Origin of the sequence: Xenorhabdus stockiae (assembly GCF_002632825.1) — a bacterium.
GTDB lineage: Bacteria > Pseudomonadota > Gammaproteobacteria > Enterobacterales > Enterobacteriaceae > Xenorhabdus > Xenorhabdus stockiae.
The window spans coordinates 142988-157687 of record NZ_NJAJ01000001.1 but is presented as its reverse complement, the minus strand read 5'-3'; the positions used below and the strand labels follow the sequence as shown (position 1 = coordinate 157687).

Genomic DNA, 14700 nt, shown 5'->3' with positions numbered 1-14700 from the left:
TAATATTTTTGTCAGAATATCTTGCTAATCTATTTTGGCTGCGGGTATTTGAATACATATTCGAAAATATACTCAATAGATTGAGAATGGTGTTCCTGATAGCAGTGAAAACACTCAATACAGTGCATGAAATATGCGCTGGATACGGGATTGCTTTATTCAGAACGCGAGGGATGTATGTCCAGGACATATTTTTTGCATGACAGAAAAATTAATGGAGATATTGCGATTGTCGGGATGGCAACTCATTTCCCTGATGCCCCGAATTTATATCAATTCTGGGAAAACATCATAGGCAAAAAGGATTCTCTGATCGATATCACGGAGATGTCAAAAGAAGAATATTGGAAAAAAGAAGACTTTTACCATCCAGACCCGACAGCTACTGATAAAACTTATGGTCATCGAGCTGGCTTTGTGCCTGCGATTGATTTTGATCCGGTAGAATTCAAAATTCCTCCTGCAATTCTCGATTCACTCAGTACTGCTCAGTTATTTGCCTTGTATGTGGCTAAACAGGCAATGCAGGATGCTGGCTTGCTGGATCAGCAAAACAGTAAAACTGACCGTGATCGTATTGGTGTGATTTTAGGCGGTGGTGGAAACGGCAATACATCATTTTCGCTGGCTGCCCGCCAACAGGCACCTTATTTGCGTGAAATCATGACAAAGGCAGGTCTTTCCGAAGAAGTCGCGGATGAAATTATTGAACGTGCACACGGAATGTATCTGGAATGGAACGAAGACAGTTTTCCGGGATTTTTGGGGAATGTGGCTTGCGGCAGGATCGCCAGTTATTTTGATCTTGGCGGGACATCCTATATGGTGGATGCCGCTTGTGCCAGCAGTCTTGCCGCAATCAAGGCCGCTATCGGGGAATTACATTCCGGTAGCTGTGATGCTGTCTTGACGGGCGGCGTCAATCTGGAAAACTCCATTTTTTCTTTCCTGTGTTTCAGTAAAACCCCCGCCTTATCGAGAAATAACGTATCCCGCCCCTTCGATCAGAGTGCTGATGGCATGATGCTGGGGGATGGTGTGGGAATGCTGGTGCTGAAACGCCTTGAAGATGCAGAACTGGATGGCGACAAAATCTATGCAGTCATCAAATCCGTTGAAGCCTCTAGTGATGGCCGTGCAAAGAGTATTTTTGCACCCCGTCTGGAAGGGCAGGTAAAAGCACTGAAACGGGCTTATGCCAGTGCAGGTATTATGCCGGCTGATATTCAGCTCGTTGAAGCACATGGCACCGGCACAGCCTCCGGCGATGATACTGAACTCAAGAGTTTGCACGCAGTCTTTGGGGAATTTCAGCTTCCGCCGAAATCGGTGGCAATCGGCAGTATCAAATCCCAAATTGGTCATACCCGTTGCGCCGCTGGCGCTGCTTCTATGATCAAAGTGGCACTGGCATTACACCATAAGGTATTACCACCAACAATTAATGTGGAAAAACCGACAGATTTGCTAATGTCGGAAAGCAGTCCGTTCTATGTCAACAGTGAATCCAGACCGTGGCTACGTTCAGTCAGAAATGCGCCCCGCCGGGCGGCACTGAGCGCATTTGGTTTCGGCGGAACTAACTTTCATGCCATTCTGGAAGAATATGAGAAACAGGCAAATGGCCGTTATCGGCTGAATGAATCCCCCTGGGTTGTGCTGCTTAAAGGGGAAAACCCTGCTGAATTACTTACGCAGTGTGAAGCCACATTATCCCTCTTTACCCGTGATTCAGCGGAAAATGCCATCCGCCGGCATCTTGAACAACAGGATATTGATAATTTACAGCGGCATCAGGCCAGAATACTGTTCGTTTCTCAGTCGCTAGAACAAACGGTGGAACTGCTTTCTACTGCGATCAGGCAATTAAAGAAAAACAGCACAGAAGGCTGGGAGCACCCTCACGGGATCTATTATCAGCCTGAAGGAAAAATGCTGGATGGCAGAATCGTTGCCCTGTTTCCGGGTCAGGGTTCGCAATATGTCAATATGGCGCGGGATATTGCTAATGATTACCCTGAAATGCGTCAGGTACTGGAAGTACTGGATGATGTTGCCGTCAGTGAATCAGGTCACGAATTATCCCCGATCATTTACCCTGTTCCGGCTTTCTCAGATGAAGAATATGCCGGACAGCAGCAGCGGCTGACAGATACCGCTAATGCTCAGCCTGCATTGGGTGCAGTCAGTGCAGGTTATTTCAATATATTGGGAAATATGGGATTCAGGCCTGATTTTGTGGCTGGTCACAGCTATGGTGAGGTAACGGCACTTTGGGCAGCGGGCGTTCTTTCCGATAAAGATTTTCATCGGGTTTCCCTTGCCAGAGGCAGAGCCGCCGCATCAGCGCATCAGCTTTGTGGCACAGGTTCTGATGCCGGTGCGATGCTGGCGGCATCATTACCCCATGACCGGCGTGGAGAAATACTCCACCGTTATACAGGCGTTATTATTGCCAATGATAACTCTGAACAGCAGGTCGTCTTCGGAGGAGATACTGCTCAGATTAATCAGCTGCATAATGAATTGAAAAAACAAGGCATTCATTGCCGTATTCTGCCGGTATCTGCCGCTTTCCATACCCGGTTTATCCAGCCCGCTTATCAGCCTTATCGTGAATATCTGGCGGATATTAACTTTCAGTCACCGGAGTGCCAGTTATTTTCCAGTGCAACGGCAGAACCTTATAGCCGCTCACCTCAGTTGATCAAAGAATTACTGGCAGAGCAGCTGATAAAACCCGTCCAATTCCGCCAGACCATAGAAGCAATTTACCAACAAGGAGGGCGTTTATTTGTTGAGTTTGGGCCAAAAGGTGTTCTGGGCAAACTCGTATCCGATATTCTGAAAAATCGGGAGCACACTGTGATTTCAACTAACCCCACCGATAAAGGGGAGGAGAGATTACAGCTAGCCCGTGTTCAGGCCCGGTTATTGGCAGAAGGTGTAAAACTGCGGGATATCAACCGGTATGTCCGTATTCAGCCTGTGGAAGAAGAAAAGAACAGGCGTCTGACATTCAGATTAAGTGGCGGTTTCTTCTTGTCTGAGAAAAATAAAGCCCGGCGTCAGCACGCCTTACGTGTTGGCGACCATGCTGTTGTTGAGCGGTTTATCGCAGGATCTTTGCCTGTACAGGCAGAAATTGAAAGTCCCCCTGTTTATGAAGTTGAAAGTAGAGTCGAAGTTATCGCTGAAAGTGATCTTAAAAGCGAGATTGAAACCGAGATTGAAACCGAAAAAATGGTAGAGCATAACCAGCCCGTTTCAGCCGAATTTATCCGACAGAACGTACTGACAATTATTCAAAAACGAGATAACCCTATGGAACAGAATAATAAAATAAGTGAAAGCCTGAATGCCGACACACTAAATGAACTGTTGCAGGCCCAGCAAGTGATGAGCCAACTACATCAGCAATTCCAGACAAATCAGAAAGAATATATTCAGTTGCTGAGTATGTTATTGGAAAAACAATACAGTTTGATGGAAACCTGCCGGGATCATCAGAATCTGCCTGTGATGCTCTCCAGCCTGAGTCAGAGTGTTCAATTGTTGGATAAAAATCTTGAACTGTATCATACCAACCACGAGCGTTATTTCATGACTCAGCAGAGTCTGTTCCAGTCCGGACAGGTAACTTCTGCTATGTCATTATCGTCTATGCCATCCTCGCCTAAGTCATCACCATCGGTGAGCCATGTGACAACGCCTGCTGTGGAATACTCTGCTCCGGTTAAACCTGTGGAACCAATTTCGACAGCAGTGACAAACATCCATTCAGCAGAAAAAATGGAAGAGATTGTAGCTGTACGCCCAGTCGTGCCGGAAATGCCTGAAACCGAGGAAATGCCGGTTGCGCCGATGATATCGATGGCTGCTTCCGAACCTGCCAATGAGCCTGTTAAACCAGAGCAGGAGCCGGTTGAAATCAAAGTAAAAACACAGAAACTCACTCCGGAAATAGAAAAGCTGGTCAAGCGTCTTGATCAGATCACCGAAGAAAACATTATCAGCCAACTGGCGAATATCGTCAGTGAAAGAACGGGTTATCCGCAAGATATGATCAGCCCGGAAATGGATCTGGAAGCTGATTTGGGGATCGACTCCATCAAACGGCTGGAAATTTTTGGCGCAATGTTTGATGCCTTCTCGGCAAATCTGGAGTTGTACGGTGAAACATCAAGAAATAAAGACTTGGAAAACTTCGAAGTCGATTCACTGAGTACTATCGCCAGAATGAGTAGCTTCTTCAGGGAGATGGTCGATGAAGCGATTAATGCCTTATACAGCAGGGGGAATGGTTCGGGATCAGCGCAATCTCCATCACTGACAGAAAACCATCCTGCTGAAAAACAGCAGAAAGAAATGAAAGAAATGGTGACGGACAGAGGCGAGAAATCAGATAAATTACGTTCCCTGGGATTCGTTACATCAACGACATCATCTGCGAGTGCCAATGTAAAAAAGCAGTTGGCTGAATCGCAACGGATAGAGACCTCTGCGGTTCAGCCTGTACTGAATCATCACACTGTATTGAATAAAGAAGCACCGAACAAAGAAACTGAAAAAGCTCCTTTTGCGGCCTCGCCTGTTTCGCGTTTTGCCGTGGTGAAACAGGCATTGCCGATGCCGGAGCGTTTGCAGGATGTTTTTGCATCCCCGAAATGCTGGCTGATCGTCGATGAAGAAACAGCCGGTTCGACCTGTGCGAATACTTGTGCGAATACTTGTATGAATAGTATTGCTGAGTCACTGAAAACGCAGGGCCAGAGGGTCGTCATTATGTCACTGAGGCGGGATCAGGCGTCAATGAACGATGAATCGCTCCTGGATGCCGCCCTGACAGATATTGAACAGCAACATGGCCCTATTGACGGCGTTATCTATTTGCAGGCGGTCAAACAGCAAGTTAAGGGGCTGACTGATGTATTCAGTGAGCAGGATTATCGTTCAGTTGAGACAACTTTTCTGCTGGCTAAACGCCTGCAGGGGAGTCTTACCGGTGATGGGAAAAGATCGGGGTATTTCATGGTGATTATGCGGGGGGATGGTGAACTGATGACCTCCGGCCGTGAGTACTTACCTGTCGTTTCTGCGGGTATCACCGGGCTGACAAAATCGCTGAACATTGAATGGGCTAATGTTTTCTGCCGGACAGTAGACATTGATACCAGAATCAAAGACAGTGATGTGGCAAAAATAGTGATGGAAGAACTTCAGGATAGCCGGACTGAGATGGGCGAAATCGGGCGTGGCATGAATAATGAACGCATGACATTAGCACTGAAGGAAGAAAAAGTACTATCAGTGACGCCCGAGATGCAGGTCAGCACCCGCGATGTTCTGGTTGTCACCGGAGGTGCCCGTGGCATAACTGCACACTGTATTACTGAACTGGCAAAACAGAGTCAGGCGGCGTTTATCCTGCTCGGGCGTACTGATATTACCGCACCGCTGCCGGCATGGTCAGCAGGTAAAACAACCCTGTCTGAACGTAAAGCCGCAGCCATTGATTACCTTCAGGAACAAGGTATTCAGCCGACACCGGTTAAAGTGAATAACATGCTAAGCCGCCTGATCCATATTGATGAGATTAATGCCACATTACAGGCGATCAGGCAGGCGGGGGCACGGGTGATATATCTGCATTGTGATATTACTGTGCCGGAACAAGTGAAAACTGCACTGGAGAAAGCACAGCAGCAATTCGGTCAGATAACGGGGTTGATTCACGGTGCCGGTAATCTGGCGGATAAGCGGATCGAAAAGAAAACGCTGGCCGATCTACATTCAGTTTTTCATGCCAAAGTGAGGGGACTTGAAAATGTGTGTCGCGCAATAGATTGCACATCTTTGCGCCATATCATCCTGTTTTCATCCGTTGCCGGATTTTTTGGTAATGCTGGGCAGACGGATTACTCGCTGGCGAATGAAATACTGAATAAATTTGCTTACCTGCCATTTTGGAACAAAAACAAACAGATAATTCGTTCGGTGAACTGGGGGCCGTGGGATGGTGGTATGGTCAGCGATGTGCTTAAGCGGGCCTATAAAGCTCAGAACATGGTGATTATCCCACTTGAAGAAGGAATACAGCGTTTTGTCCGTGAGTTCTGCGACTCCCGCACACGCCAGATTACTATTGGTGGAAGAATGTATATGGCCCCGAAAAAAATGACACCATGATACTTTAACGGATTTCAAGGTGCGTCGTAGTGGTAAGTTAGCGCCGACGACAAAAATGCACCTTGAAAAACGAAGTGTATAGCAAAAAATAATTATGGCTTGTAAATAATAAAATAATAGACCTGAACGAAAATATCCGCTCAGGGAAACGCTATCATATTAAGGAGTCTCTCCTTTATGGAACATATTGCTATTGTTGGAGTCGGATGTTTATTTCCCGGCGCGGATTCCCCTGAAAAATATTGGGATAATCTATTACATGAAAAAGATTGTTCCACCCCTTTATCCGCTCAGGAATTAGGTGTTGATCCGGCCTGTTATTATTCTTCTGAAGCGGCTAAACCTGACACAATTAATTATATTAATAATGGTCATGTTCGTGATTTTCATTTTGATGGCAAAGGTTATCATTTGCCGGAAGAAGAATTAAATACACTGGATGATCTATTTAAATGGACAATTTATGCCGCAGATCAGGCATTAAATGATAGTGGCTATCGCCAGCATAAAAATATTTTGCAAAAAACCGGATTAATTCTTGGCAGTATCGGTATGCCGACTCACTCCACTAAACAATTAATGAATCCGTTTTATCACAAAATATTACAGCCTTATATTCAGGAATTAATTGCTCAACCGAATTTTAAGTTTAATCAATTTTGGCCTCAGGCTAATCATTCTGAGCAGAATCTAATAACCGGTGGCTATAACGCCACAATTGCTGCATTAGCATTAGGGCTGGCCGGGCCTCGGTATTGCCTTGATGCCGCCTGTGCATCAGCATTGTATGCCATCAAACTGGGAGCGGATTATCTTCTCAGTCATAAGGCTGACATGATGTTGGTTGGCTCAATCTGTCATGTGGATCATATTTATATCGATCACGGATTTAATATATTGCAGGTTTTCCCGGAAAAAGGGGATTCTATTCCTTTTGATAAATCATCCAAAGGGGTAAAAGCCGGTGAAGGTGTTGGCGTTGTAGCTATCAAACGTTACTCCGATGCAGTTCGTGATAACGATAAAATCTATGGGGTGATTGAAGCCATTGGGTTATCTAATGATGCTGGTACTAAACATTTGTTGGTGCCGGATCAACAGGGACAGAATATTGCACTGGAGCGAGCCTATCAGAACTGTCTGCGGGAAATTGATTACATTGAATGTCATGCTACCGGCACCAATATCGGCGATCAAATCGAACTGTCAACGATTGAAGCCTTTTTTAGTGGTAGTAAAAATTCGGATGAAAGTGAAAACATCCCATTAATTGGTGCGAATAAAGCCATCAATGGCCACATGCTGACGGCATCAGGTATGGGTAGTCTGCTGAAAGTGCTGTTAGCCATGCAGCATAATCTGATCCCCGCCACGCCACGGGTCAATCAACTGGTCTCGACACCGCAAGGCAAGCTTAATATCAGTCATATCGTACGGCAGGCGAGACCCTGGCCTGAGCGTCATCGTCCCAAAAGGGCCGGTATTAATGCTTTTGGTTTCGGCGGTGTCAACGGGCATATGGTCATCAGTGAAGATAGTCCTGAACGGCGATCTGCCTGTATACCCTCCCAGATGCAAAAAATGCAGAAAACGGAACGTCTGGCGATTGTTGGTATTGGTGTTCATCTGGCAAAAACGGAAGATAACCAGACGCTGGATCAGGCGTTACAGCAGGGAACCCAACACTTTTATCCGCTGCCGAAAACCCGTTGGATTGGCATGGAAAAACGCCCGGATATTCTGGCGATGCGCGGGATCAGTCAGCCACCGTTAGGCTCCTATATTGAAACTTTTGACGTTGATTGCAGGAAATTCAAATTACCGCCCAATGTTATCGGAGCGCATCTAAGCTGCCATCTATTTTTGTTACCTATTGCGGAGCGGGCTTTTCTTGATGCGGGATATCAGCTGGATGGCAGCAAACGAAATATCGCTGTCATTGTGGCGGGAGGCATTGACTACAGCTGCCTGCGTTATCAGATACGTAATGAAATTAGCTGGCAGCTGGAACAAAGTTTAGCGAGCCACGGCATTCAGCTATCGGCAGAAGATACCATCGCATTGCAGGAAATTGTTAAAGATAGCCTGTTCCCGAAACCTTATCCCGAAGGCATCACAGGCGGAATTGGTAATATTGTGGCGAGCCGTCTGGCTGCGCATCTGAAACTGAATGGCCCGGCCTTTACGCTTTATAATGAAGAAAGCTCCCCCTTTAAAGCTCTGGAGCTGGCGCAGTTTATGCTGAGCAGACAGCATGTGGATGCAGTTATGATCGCCAGTAGCAGTTTTGGTGGCAGTCTGGAAAATGTGTTATGGGATCACCAATCCGAGCATGGAAATCAGATAGTCGGAGACGGGGGAGGTGTGATTGTCCTCAAACGTGAACAGGATGTCATCAAGGAGAAGACATCGGCCTATGCCATGTTAGATGGAATTGGCATCAGTTACGTGCCTGACCATTCACTTGATTTCCGAATCAATGAAGACGCGATTGTTGCTGCTGCCCGGTCAAGCCTGACTGCTGCGGGCTGTAGTGTGGATCAGGTTGGCTATATTGAACTGTATGCCGGGGGCAGATCCGGCGAGATTGCGACGGAACTGTCCGCACTCGGGCGGGTTTATGGCACACCAGACGGAAAACCCTCCGCCGCTATTGGTACGCTGAAAGCAAATTATGGTCATTTATCGGCATCTGCGGGTTTGCTCGCCATTATCAAATCCGCCCTGCAACTAGCACAGTGTTACTTGCCGATATTACCGGATTATCCTCAGAGACAAGCACTGGCCCAGCATGCTGCGGGTAAATTCCATTTACCGGTACGGACTCAGGAATGGCCTGCTTCAGAGGGTGCTCCGCGCCGTGCAGCCATCAGCCACTTAGGGATTGACCGTTCTTACAGCCATGTCATTTTAAGTGAACCACAAAACGGCAAACGAGTGCATTTGACACAGCCATCGCTATCAAATCAGCCCGGTCTGAAAGTGACGACTTATACCGCACGAGAAAAAACAGTAGAAGAATTTATTCTCAATGAGCAGACATTAGCCCGTTTCGCACCTTTGAGAGCCATTTCTGTACAACAACAGGCCGTATCAGCAAAAGAAACGGAAACTACTCAACCAGCCCTTCCACCAGCGGAAGTGAGCCATTTCATACGCAATGCCCGTACTCAGTTGTGTTATCTGCAACTGGAACAGACATTTTATCAATTGATAAAGCAGAATTTAGCGCAATCCACGGATATAAAATCAACCAACCAGGCGTCGCCAATAGCGAAGAAAACCGCAGTAGCTGCCCCTGTTATTTTTGATGAGCATCAACTACTGGAGCTGACCGACGGGAGCGTGGCAAAAATACTGGGAGCGGATTATGCCGAAGTCGATAACTATCCGATCCGTACTCGTATGCCATCCCCTCCGTTTATGTTTGTTTCCCGTATTACGGGGCTTTCTGCTGTTAAAGACAAGCTGGAACCTTGTTACATCGAATGGGAATACGATATTCCTGAAAATGCATGGTATGCCGTGAATGGTCGCGTTCCTTCGTTTGTCGCGCTGGAATCATCCCATGCGATGATTGTCGCGTTTACCGTGATTGGTTGTGACATGTTGTTCAAAGGGCAGCTTTGTTACCGCGCGGTTGACTGTAGCACGACAATTTACAGCGACATGCCGAAAACAGGAGAAATATTACGCGGACGTGTCAATATCACTTCTGTCATACGGGTAGGAAGCCGGTTTCTGGCGGGTTACGAATATCTCTGCTACGTGGGGGATCGTCTGGTTTTCCGGCTGGTGGCCACATCGGGCTTCTTTAGCCGTAAGGAAATCGAAAACGCGGGCGCCTTTGATAGCAAGGCTTATTTCGCTAAAGCTAAAGTCGCGAACACGGAAAGCCCTTTCACGCTTTTATTATCTGATCAGCCTTCCTCAGAGAAACCATTACCAGACAGACAGATACAAGAAACGGCATCGTATGCTGAATTCCTGCCCAGCGCGTTTCTGCACTGCGATAAAACCACATTTAATCAACAAGATATCACGCATGTTATGAATGGGGATTTGTCTGCCTGTTTCGGTTCCGGCTATGGGCGTATTCATAGCGAGAACCTGTGTACGCCGGATACCCGTATGCTAAGCCGGATCCTGAGCGTTGACAAAATGGGGGGGGAATTTGGTCTGGGGCAGATAGTGGGGGAATTTGATATCGATCCTGAACACTGGGCGTTCAGGGCACATTTCAAAAATGATCCGGTTATGCCGGGAACACTATTGGTAGAAGGTTCAGAGCAATTGATGAAATTCTACTTGTTTTATCTCGGATTACATTCTCTGCCGGATCTGGAAGCACAAACACTGACAGAACATACGACCAGCGCCAAATTCCGTGGTGAAGTGAAATGTACGCGGGATGTACTGCAATTCCGGCTGACCTGTAAATCCATTGATGCCCGCTATACCGCTGATAAACAGCAGGACGGCACACTGGATTCAATCACCTTGTTTTTCATCGCAGAAACCCTTTATCGCGGCAATGTTGTAGGTATCAGTGACAACATGGGGGTGAAGTACATCCGTCGTCAGCCACAGCAAACGGCAGAGCCGGAACAGGAAGCCGCAAAATGAATCAGCCGAAAGCTATTTCGTCAAACTTGTTAAAAAACAGTTTATTAAAACACCCCTTATCGATGGAAAGTGTTCCTCGCTTGCAGGATTTGGGCGCTGAACTGAGGGTAGTTAAATCCGGCACTTCTATTTCATTGCTATCAACGGAATTGCGATCAACGGATGAACCAATAACAGACCCGGTTACTGTGCTGGGGAGTCTGCCTGCAATCACGGCAGGCAGTCTGGGGAATGCCGGTTTTATGGCGGATTATGGTGTGGACTACGCCTACTATGCCGGTGCAATGGCAAACGGTATCCATTCTGAAGAGATGGTTATTGCATTGGGGCGGCAACGAATTCTGGGGATCTTTGGTTCCGGTGGTTTGCCTATTCCCCGGATTACCGCAGCGATTGCCCGTATCCGGCAGGCATTACCGGAAGGGCCGTTCGGGGTAAATTTGCTGCATAACCCCGGTAACCCTGACTGGGAAATGGCCTGTGTGCGTCTGTGCATAGAAAATCAGGTTCGGGTAATTGAGGCTTCAGCTTATATCAATCTCAGTCCGGCACTGGTTTATTATCGTGTCAGTGGGCTGGCTCAACAGCCAGATGGCTCCGTGTTGCGTCGCCATCGCCTGATAGCGAAAGTTTCCCGTCGGGAAGTCGCCCAACATTTTCTGCGCCCGGCACCCGAAAATCTGCTGCAAAAACTGCGTGCCGACAGCCTTATTACGGCTGAACAGGTTGAGTTGGCCCGTCAGGTTTCAATGGCAGATGATATTACCGTAGAAGGTGATTCCGGCGGGCATACCGATCAGGGCGTACTGGCCTGTATTTTCCGTTCGGTTGTACAACTACGGGATGAAATTGCGGCAGATGAAAGCCAAATCGGTTATCAGGTGCGGATCGGCGCAGCAGGAGGCTTGGGAACACCTCATGCCATTCTGTCTGCTTTCGCACTGGGAGCGGCTTATGTCGTCACCGGCTCAGTCAACCAGAGTTGTGTGGAAGCGGGAACATCCTCTGCCGTGAAAAAAATGCTGGGGCAGGCTCGTATCAGTGACGTTGCTACCGCGCCATCAGCGGACATGTTTGAACTGGGTGCCAAAGTACAGGTATTGAAACAAGGCAGTATGTATGCCGTACGGGCACAGAAACTGTACAGCCTGTATAAACAATATGACAGTCTGGATGATTTACCAGAGCAAGAAATAACGTTGCTGGAAAAACAGATATTTCATAAACCGCTGTCAGACATCTGGCAAGAAACTATCGACTATTTCCACTCAACTCATCAGCCCGACATTATCGTCAAAGCAGAAAAACAGCCAAAGAAAAAAATGGCGCTGGTATTCCAGTGGTATCTCGGTCAGTCGTCACGCTGGGCGATTACCGGCGATCCTGTGCGCAATATGGATTACCAAATCTGGTGCGGTGCGGCAATGGGGGCCATGAATGAATGGCTGAAAGGGACTCCTTTTGAGGCGGTTGAAAACCGGCACGTCAGCGACATTGCCAGACTTCTGATGAATGGGGCGGCCTGCCTTACCCGCATAGCATTACTCGAATTACTCAATGTTGCTGTACCTGAACAGATAAAACAGCATCTGTTGTTGAATCATGGGCAATACAGCTCAGAACAGTGTGTCACAGAACAAAATGTTACAGAGCAAAGCGTTACAGAAAAAATAGTTACAAAACAAATGCCTGACCAAAAAATAGAATCTAATCAAAAAACAGAACCTGATCAAAAATCAAAGGTGAGGAGTAAAGAATCTATGGATGCTTCAACAAAACTCTGTCTGGATAACTCAAAAGGCTTTTATAAGAAATGCTGGGATCTGATGCCCGGAGGATCGCACTATAACTTTGGTGATCCTGAGCGTCCGTTAGTGATCCCGTTTAATCGCGGGGAAAAATCCCGGGTATGGGATCTGGATGGTAACGAACATCTGGATATGTTTTGTAAATTCGGTGCATTACTGGTCGGGCATCACAATGAGGCTTACAACAGCTCATTGATCGAATATATGAATAAAGTCACTTCCGTTGATACCTGTGATTTGGAAGTTGCTGTCTGTGAAACGATGGTCAGACATATTCCTTGTGCTGAAATGGTGCGTTTCTGCCTGAGCGGAACCGAAGCTGTACAGAATGCGCTGCGTCTCGCCCGTGCTTTTAGTGGTAAAAACCGTTTTATCCGCTTCCACGGTCACTATCATGGTAATGCAGACAATATCATGGGTTGGCGTAAGAAACAGGATCTGACTTATCCGGTGCCGGAGCAGTTCAAGGGTGATCTGCTGGATACATTGGGACGTGATCCTAACGTGATGACAGATCAGTCTTTTATGTTGCCGTGGAATGATATTGATATTCTGACAGCGACGATAGAGCGTTACCATGATGAAATTGGTGCCGTTCTGATGGAGCCGATCTGCATTAATGGCGGGGGTATTTTCCCAGTCGAAGGCTATCTGGAGAAAACCAAAGCACTGTGTGAAAAATACAATATCGTGCTTATTTTCGACGAAATCATTACCGGCGTTCGTATCGGGCTGGGTGGAGCACAGAAAATACTGGGTGTGACACCTCATCTGGCGACATTTGGTAAAGCGCTGGGAGGCGGAGCCATGCCAATCTCTGCCATTGCCGGGCGTCGGGATATTATGAATCTCTATACCCGCGGCAAAGTTATTCACGCCGGAACTTTCAACGGTTATCCACTCGGACTGGCTGCCATTCAAACCACTTTCAGCCTGATTGAACAGGACCCCGGTTGTTATGACCGGATGGGCGATATCATGCGCCAGATTTCGAATATCTTTGTGAAAGCGGCAGAAGCTGTCGATTTACCACTGGTAGTACAGGGTATGCCGACGGCGCTGGTGTATCACTCTCAGAATACACCGGTTATGTCTACTGAAGGTTACAGCGATAAAGTCAAATTCTGCGACATCATCATCCGTGAAATTTCCAAACGCTATGGCATTCAGTTCTCTCCATTGTCCCGTATGTACCCCAATCTGCTGATGTCACAGGATGACGTACGTTTCTTCGAAGAGCGGATTTTCGATGCCATGGAAAATGCCCGTAAAGTGATTGATATCGCTTTTAAAGAAGGGATCACCGGATGAGTCGGCAGATTGCTGTTGTAACCGGGGCTGGTGGGGGATTCGGCACCGCGATTGCCAGAACTTTGCTGGATATCGGTTATCAGGTGGCTGCAACAGATATCAGCATACAAAAACTGACGCTCCTTAAGGAGCGTCTCGGGCAGCCGGAATCTCTGGCGATATTTGAAATGGATGTTACTGATCCCGCCTCTGTTGAGCAGGCGGCACAACAGATCACTGAAACATGGGGTAAAACGATCACGGTACTGGTGAATAATGCCGGCATTATTCACCGGACTTTCTGCCTGTCAGGTCAGGGATTACCGGAAGTCGCCAAAATGATAGATGTCAACCTGACAGGCGCCTTTAACTGCACATCGATTTTTGTCCGTTACATGGCAGCGCAGAAATACGGACGCATTATTAACATTGCCTCGATTGCCGGTATTTGGGGAGCGGCGGGTGGTGCGGCCTATGGTGCATCAAAAGCAGGGCTGATTTCTGCCACCGAATCCTGGGGGCGTGAACTGGGGCCTCTTAATATCAGCGTAACCGCGATTGCTCCGGGAGTCTGCAAAACTGACATGCTGGAGCAGTTTGTCAATTCAAGCCCAATGGAATCAGCAGCGGAAGATAAGATCGTACGTTCCATTGTACCTGTCGGACGTTGGGGAACATCCGATGATGTGGCGGAAGTTGTCGGATTTCTGGCGAGTTGTAAAACCAATTATCTCAATACTGCGGTGATCCCGCTGGATGGCGGAATGCGCGTCGGCACCATATGAAA

The 14700-nt window shown here is 47.4% G+C and carries 4 protein-coding genes; all 4 read left to right on the top strand.

Features of this window, described 5'->3' with window-relative positions; all coding sequences use genetic code 11:
* Positions 1–177: 177 nt before the first annotated feature.
* The 4 genes from Xsto_RS00490 to Xsto_RS00475 all read left to right on the top strand — a co-directional run bounded on the left by Xsto_RS00490 (position 178) and on the right by Xsto_RS00475 (position 14698).
* Positions 178–6189, top strand: coding sequence for a type I polyketide synthase (locus Xsto_RS00490; RefSeq protein WP_099123790.1), 6012 nt, complete (start codon positions 178–180; stop codon positions 6187–6189).
* 177 nt (positions 6190–6366) lie between these two features.
* Positions 6367–10815 (top strand): hotdog fold thioesterase, encoded by a 4449-nt coding sequence (locus Xsto_RS00485; protein WP_099123758.1) that lies wholly within the window; start codon positions 6367–6369, stop codon positions 10813–10815.
* Between the two features lie 62 nt (positions 10816–10877).
* Positions 10878–13934, top strand: coding sequence for a PfaD family polyunsaturated fatty acid/polyketide biosynthesis protein (locus Xsto_RS00480; RefSeq protein ID WP_099123789.1), 3057 nt, complete (start codon positions 10878–10880; stop codon positions 13932–13934).
* Complete coding sequence (locus Xsto_RS00475; protein WP_099108418.1) at positions 13931–14698, top strand: SDR family NAD(P)-dependent oxidoreductase; 768 nt, start codon at positions 13931–13933, stop codon at positions 14696–14698. Before Xsto_RS00480 ends, Xsto_RS00475 begins: the two co-directional genes overlap by 4 nt.
* The last annotated feature ends 2 nt before the right edge of the window (positions 14699–14700 follow it).

What these genes read in the sequence shown, in the direction of transcription:
- Xsto_RS00490 (WP_099123790.1), top strand. Translation starts at nt 178, where the DNA reads ATGTCCAGGACATATTTTTTGCATGACAGAAAAATTAATGGAGATATT.
- Xsto_RS00485 (WP_099123758.1), top strand. Translation starts at nt 6,367, where the DNA reads ATGGAACATATTGCTATTGTTGGAGTCGGATGTTTATTTCCCGGCGCG.
- Xsto_RS00480 (WP_099123789.1), top strand. Translation starts at nt 10,878, where the DNA reads ATGGAAAGTGTTCCTCGCTTGCAGGATTTGGGCGCTGAACTGAGGGTA.
- Xsto_RS00475 (WP_099108418.1), top strand. Translation starts at nt 13,931, where the DNA reads ATGAGTCGGCAGATTGCTGTTGTAACCGGGGCTGGTGGGGGATTCGGC.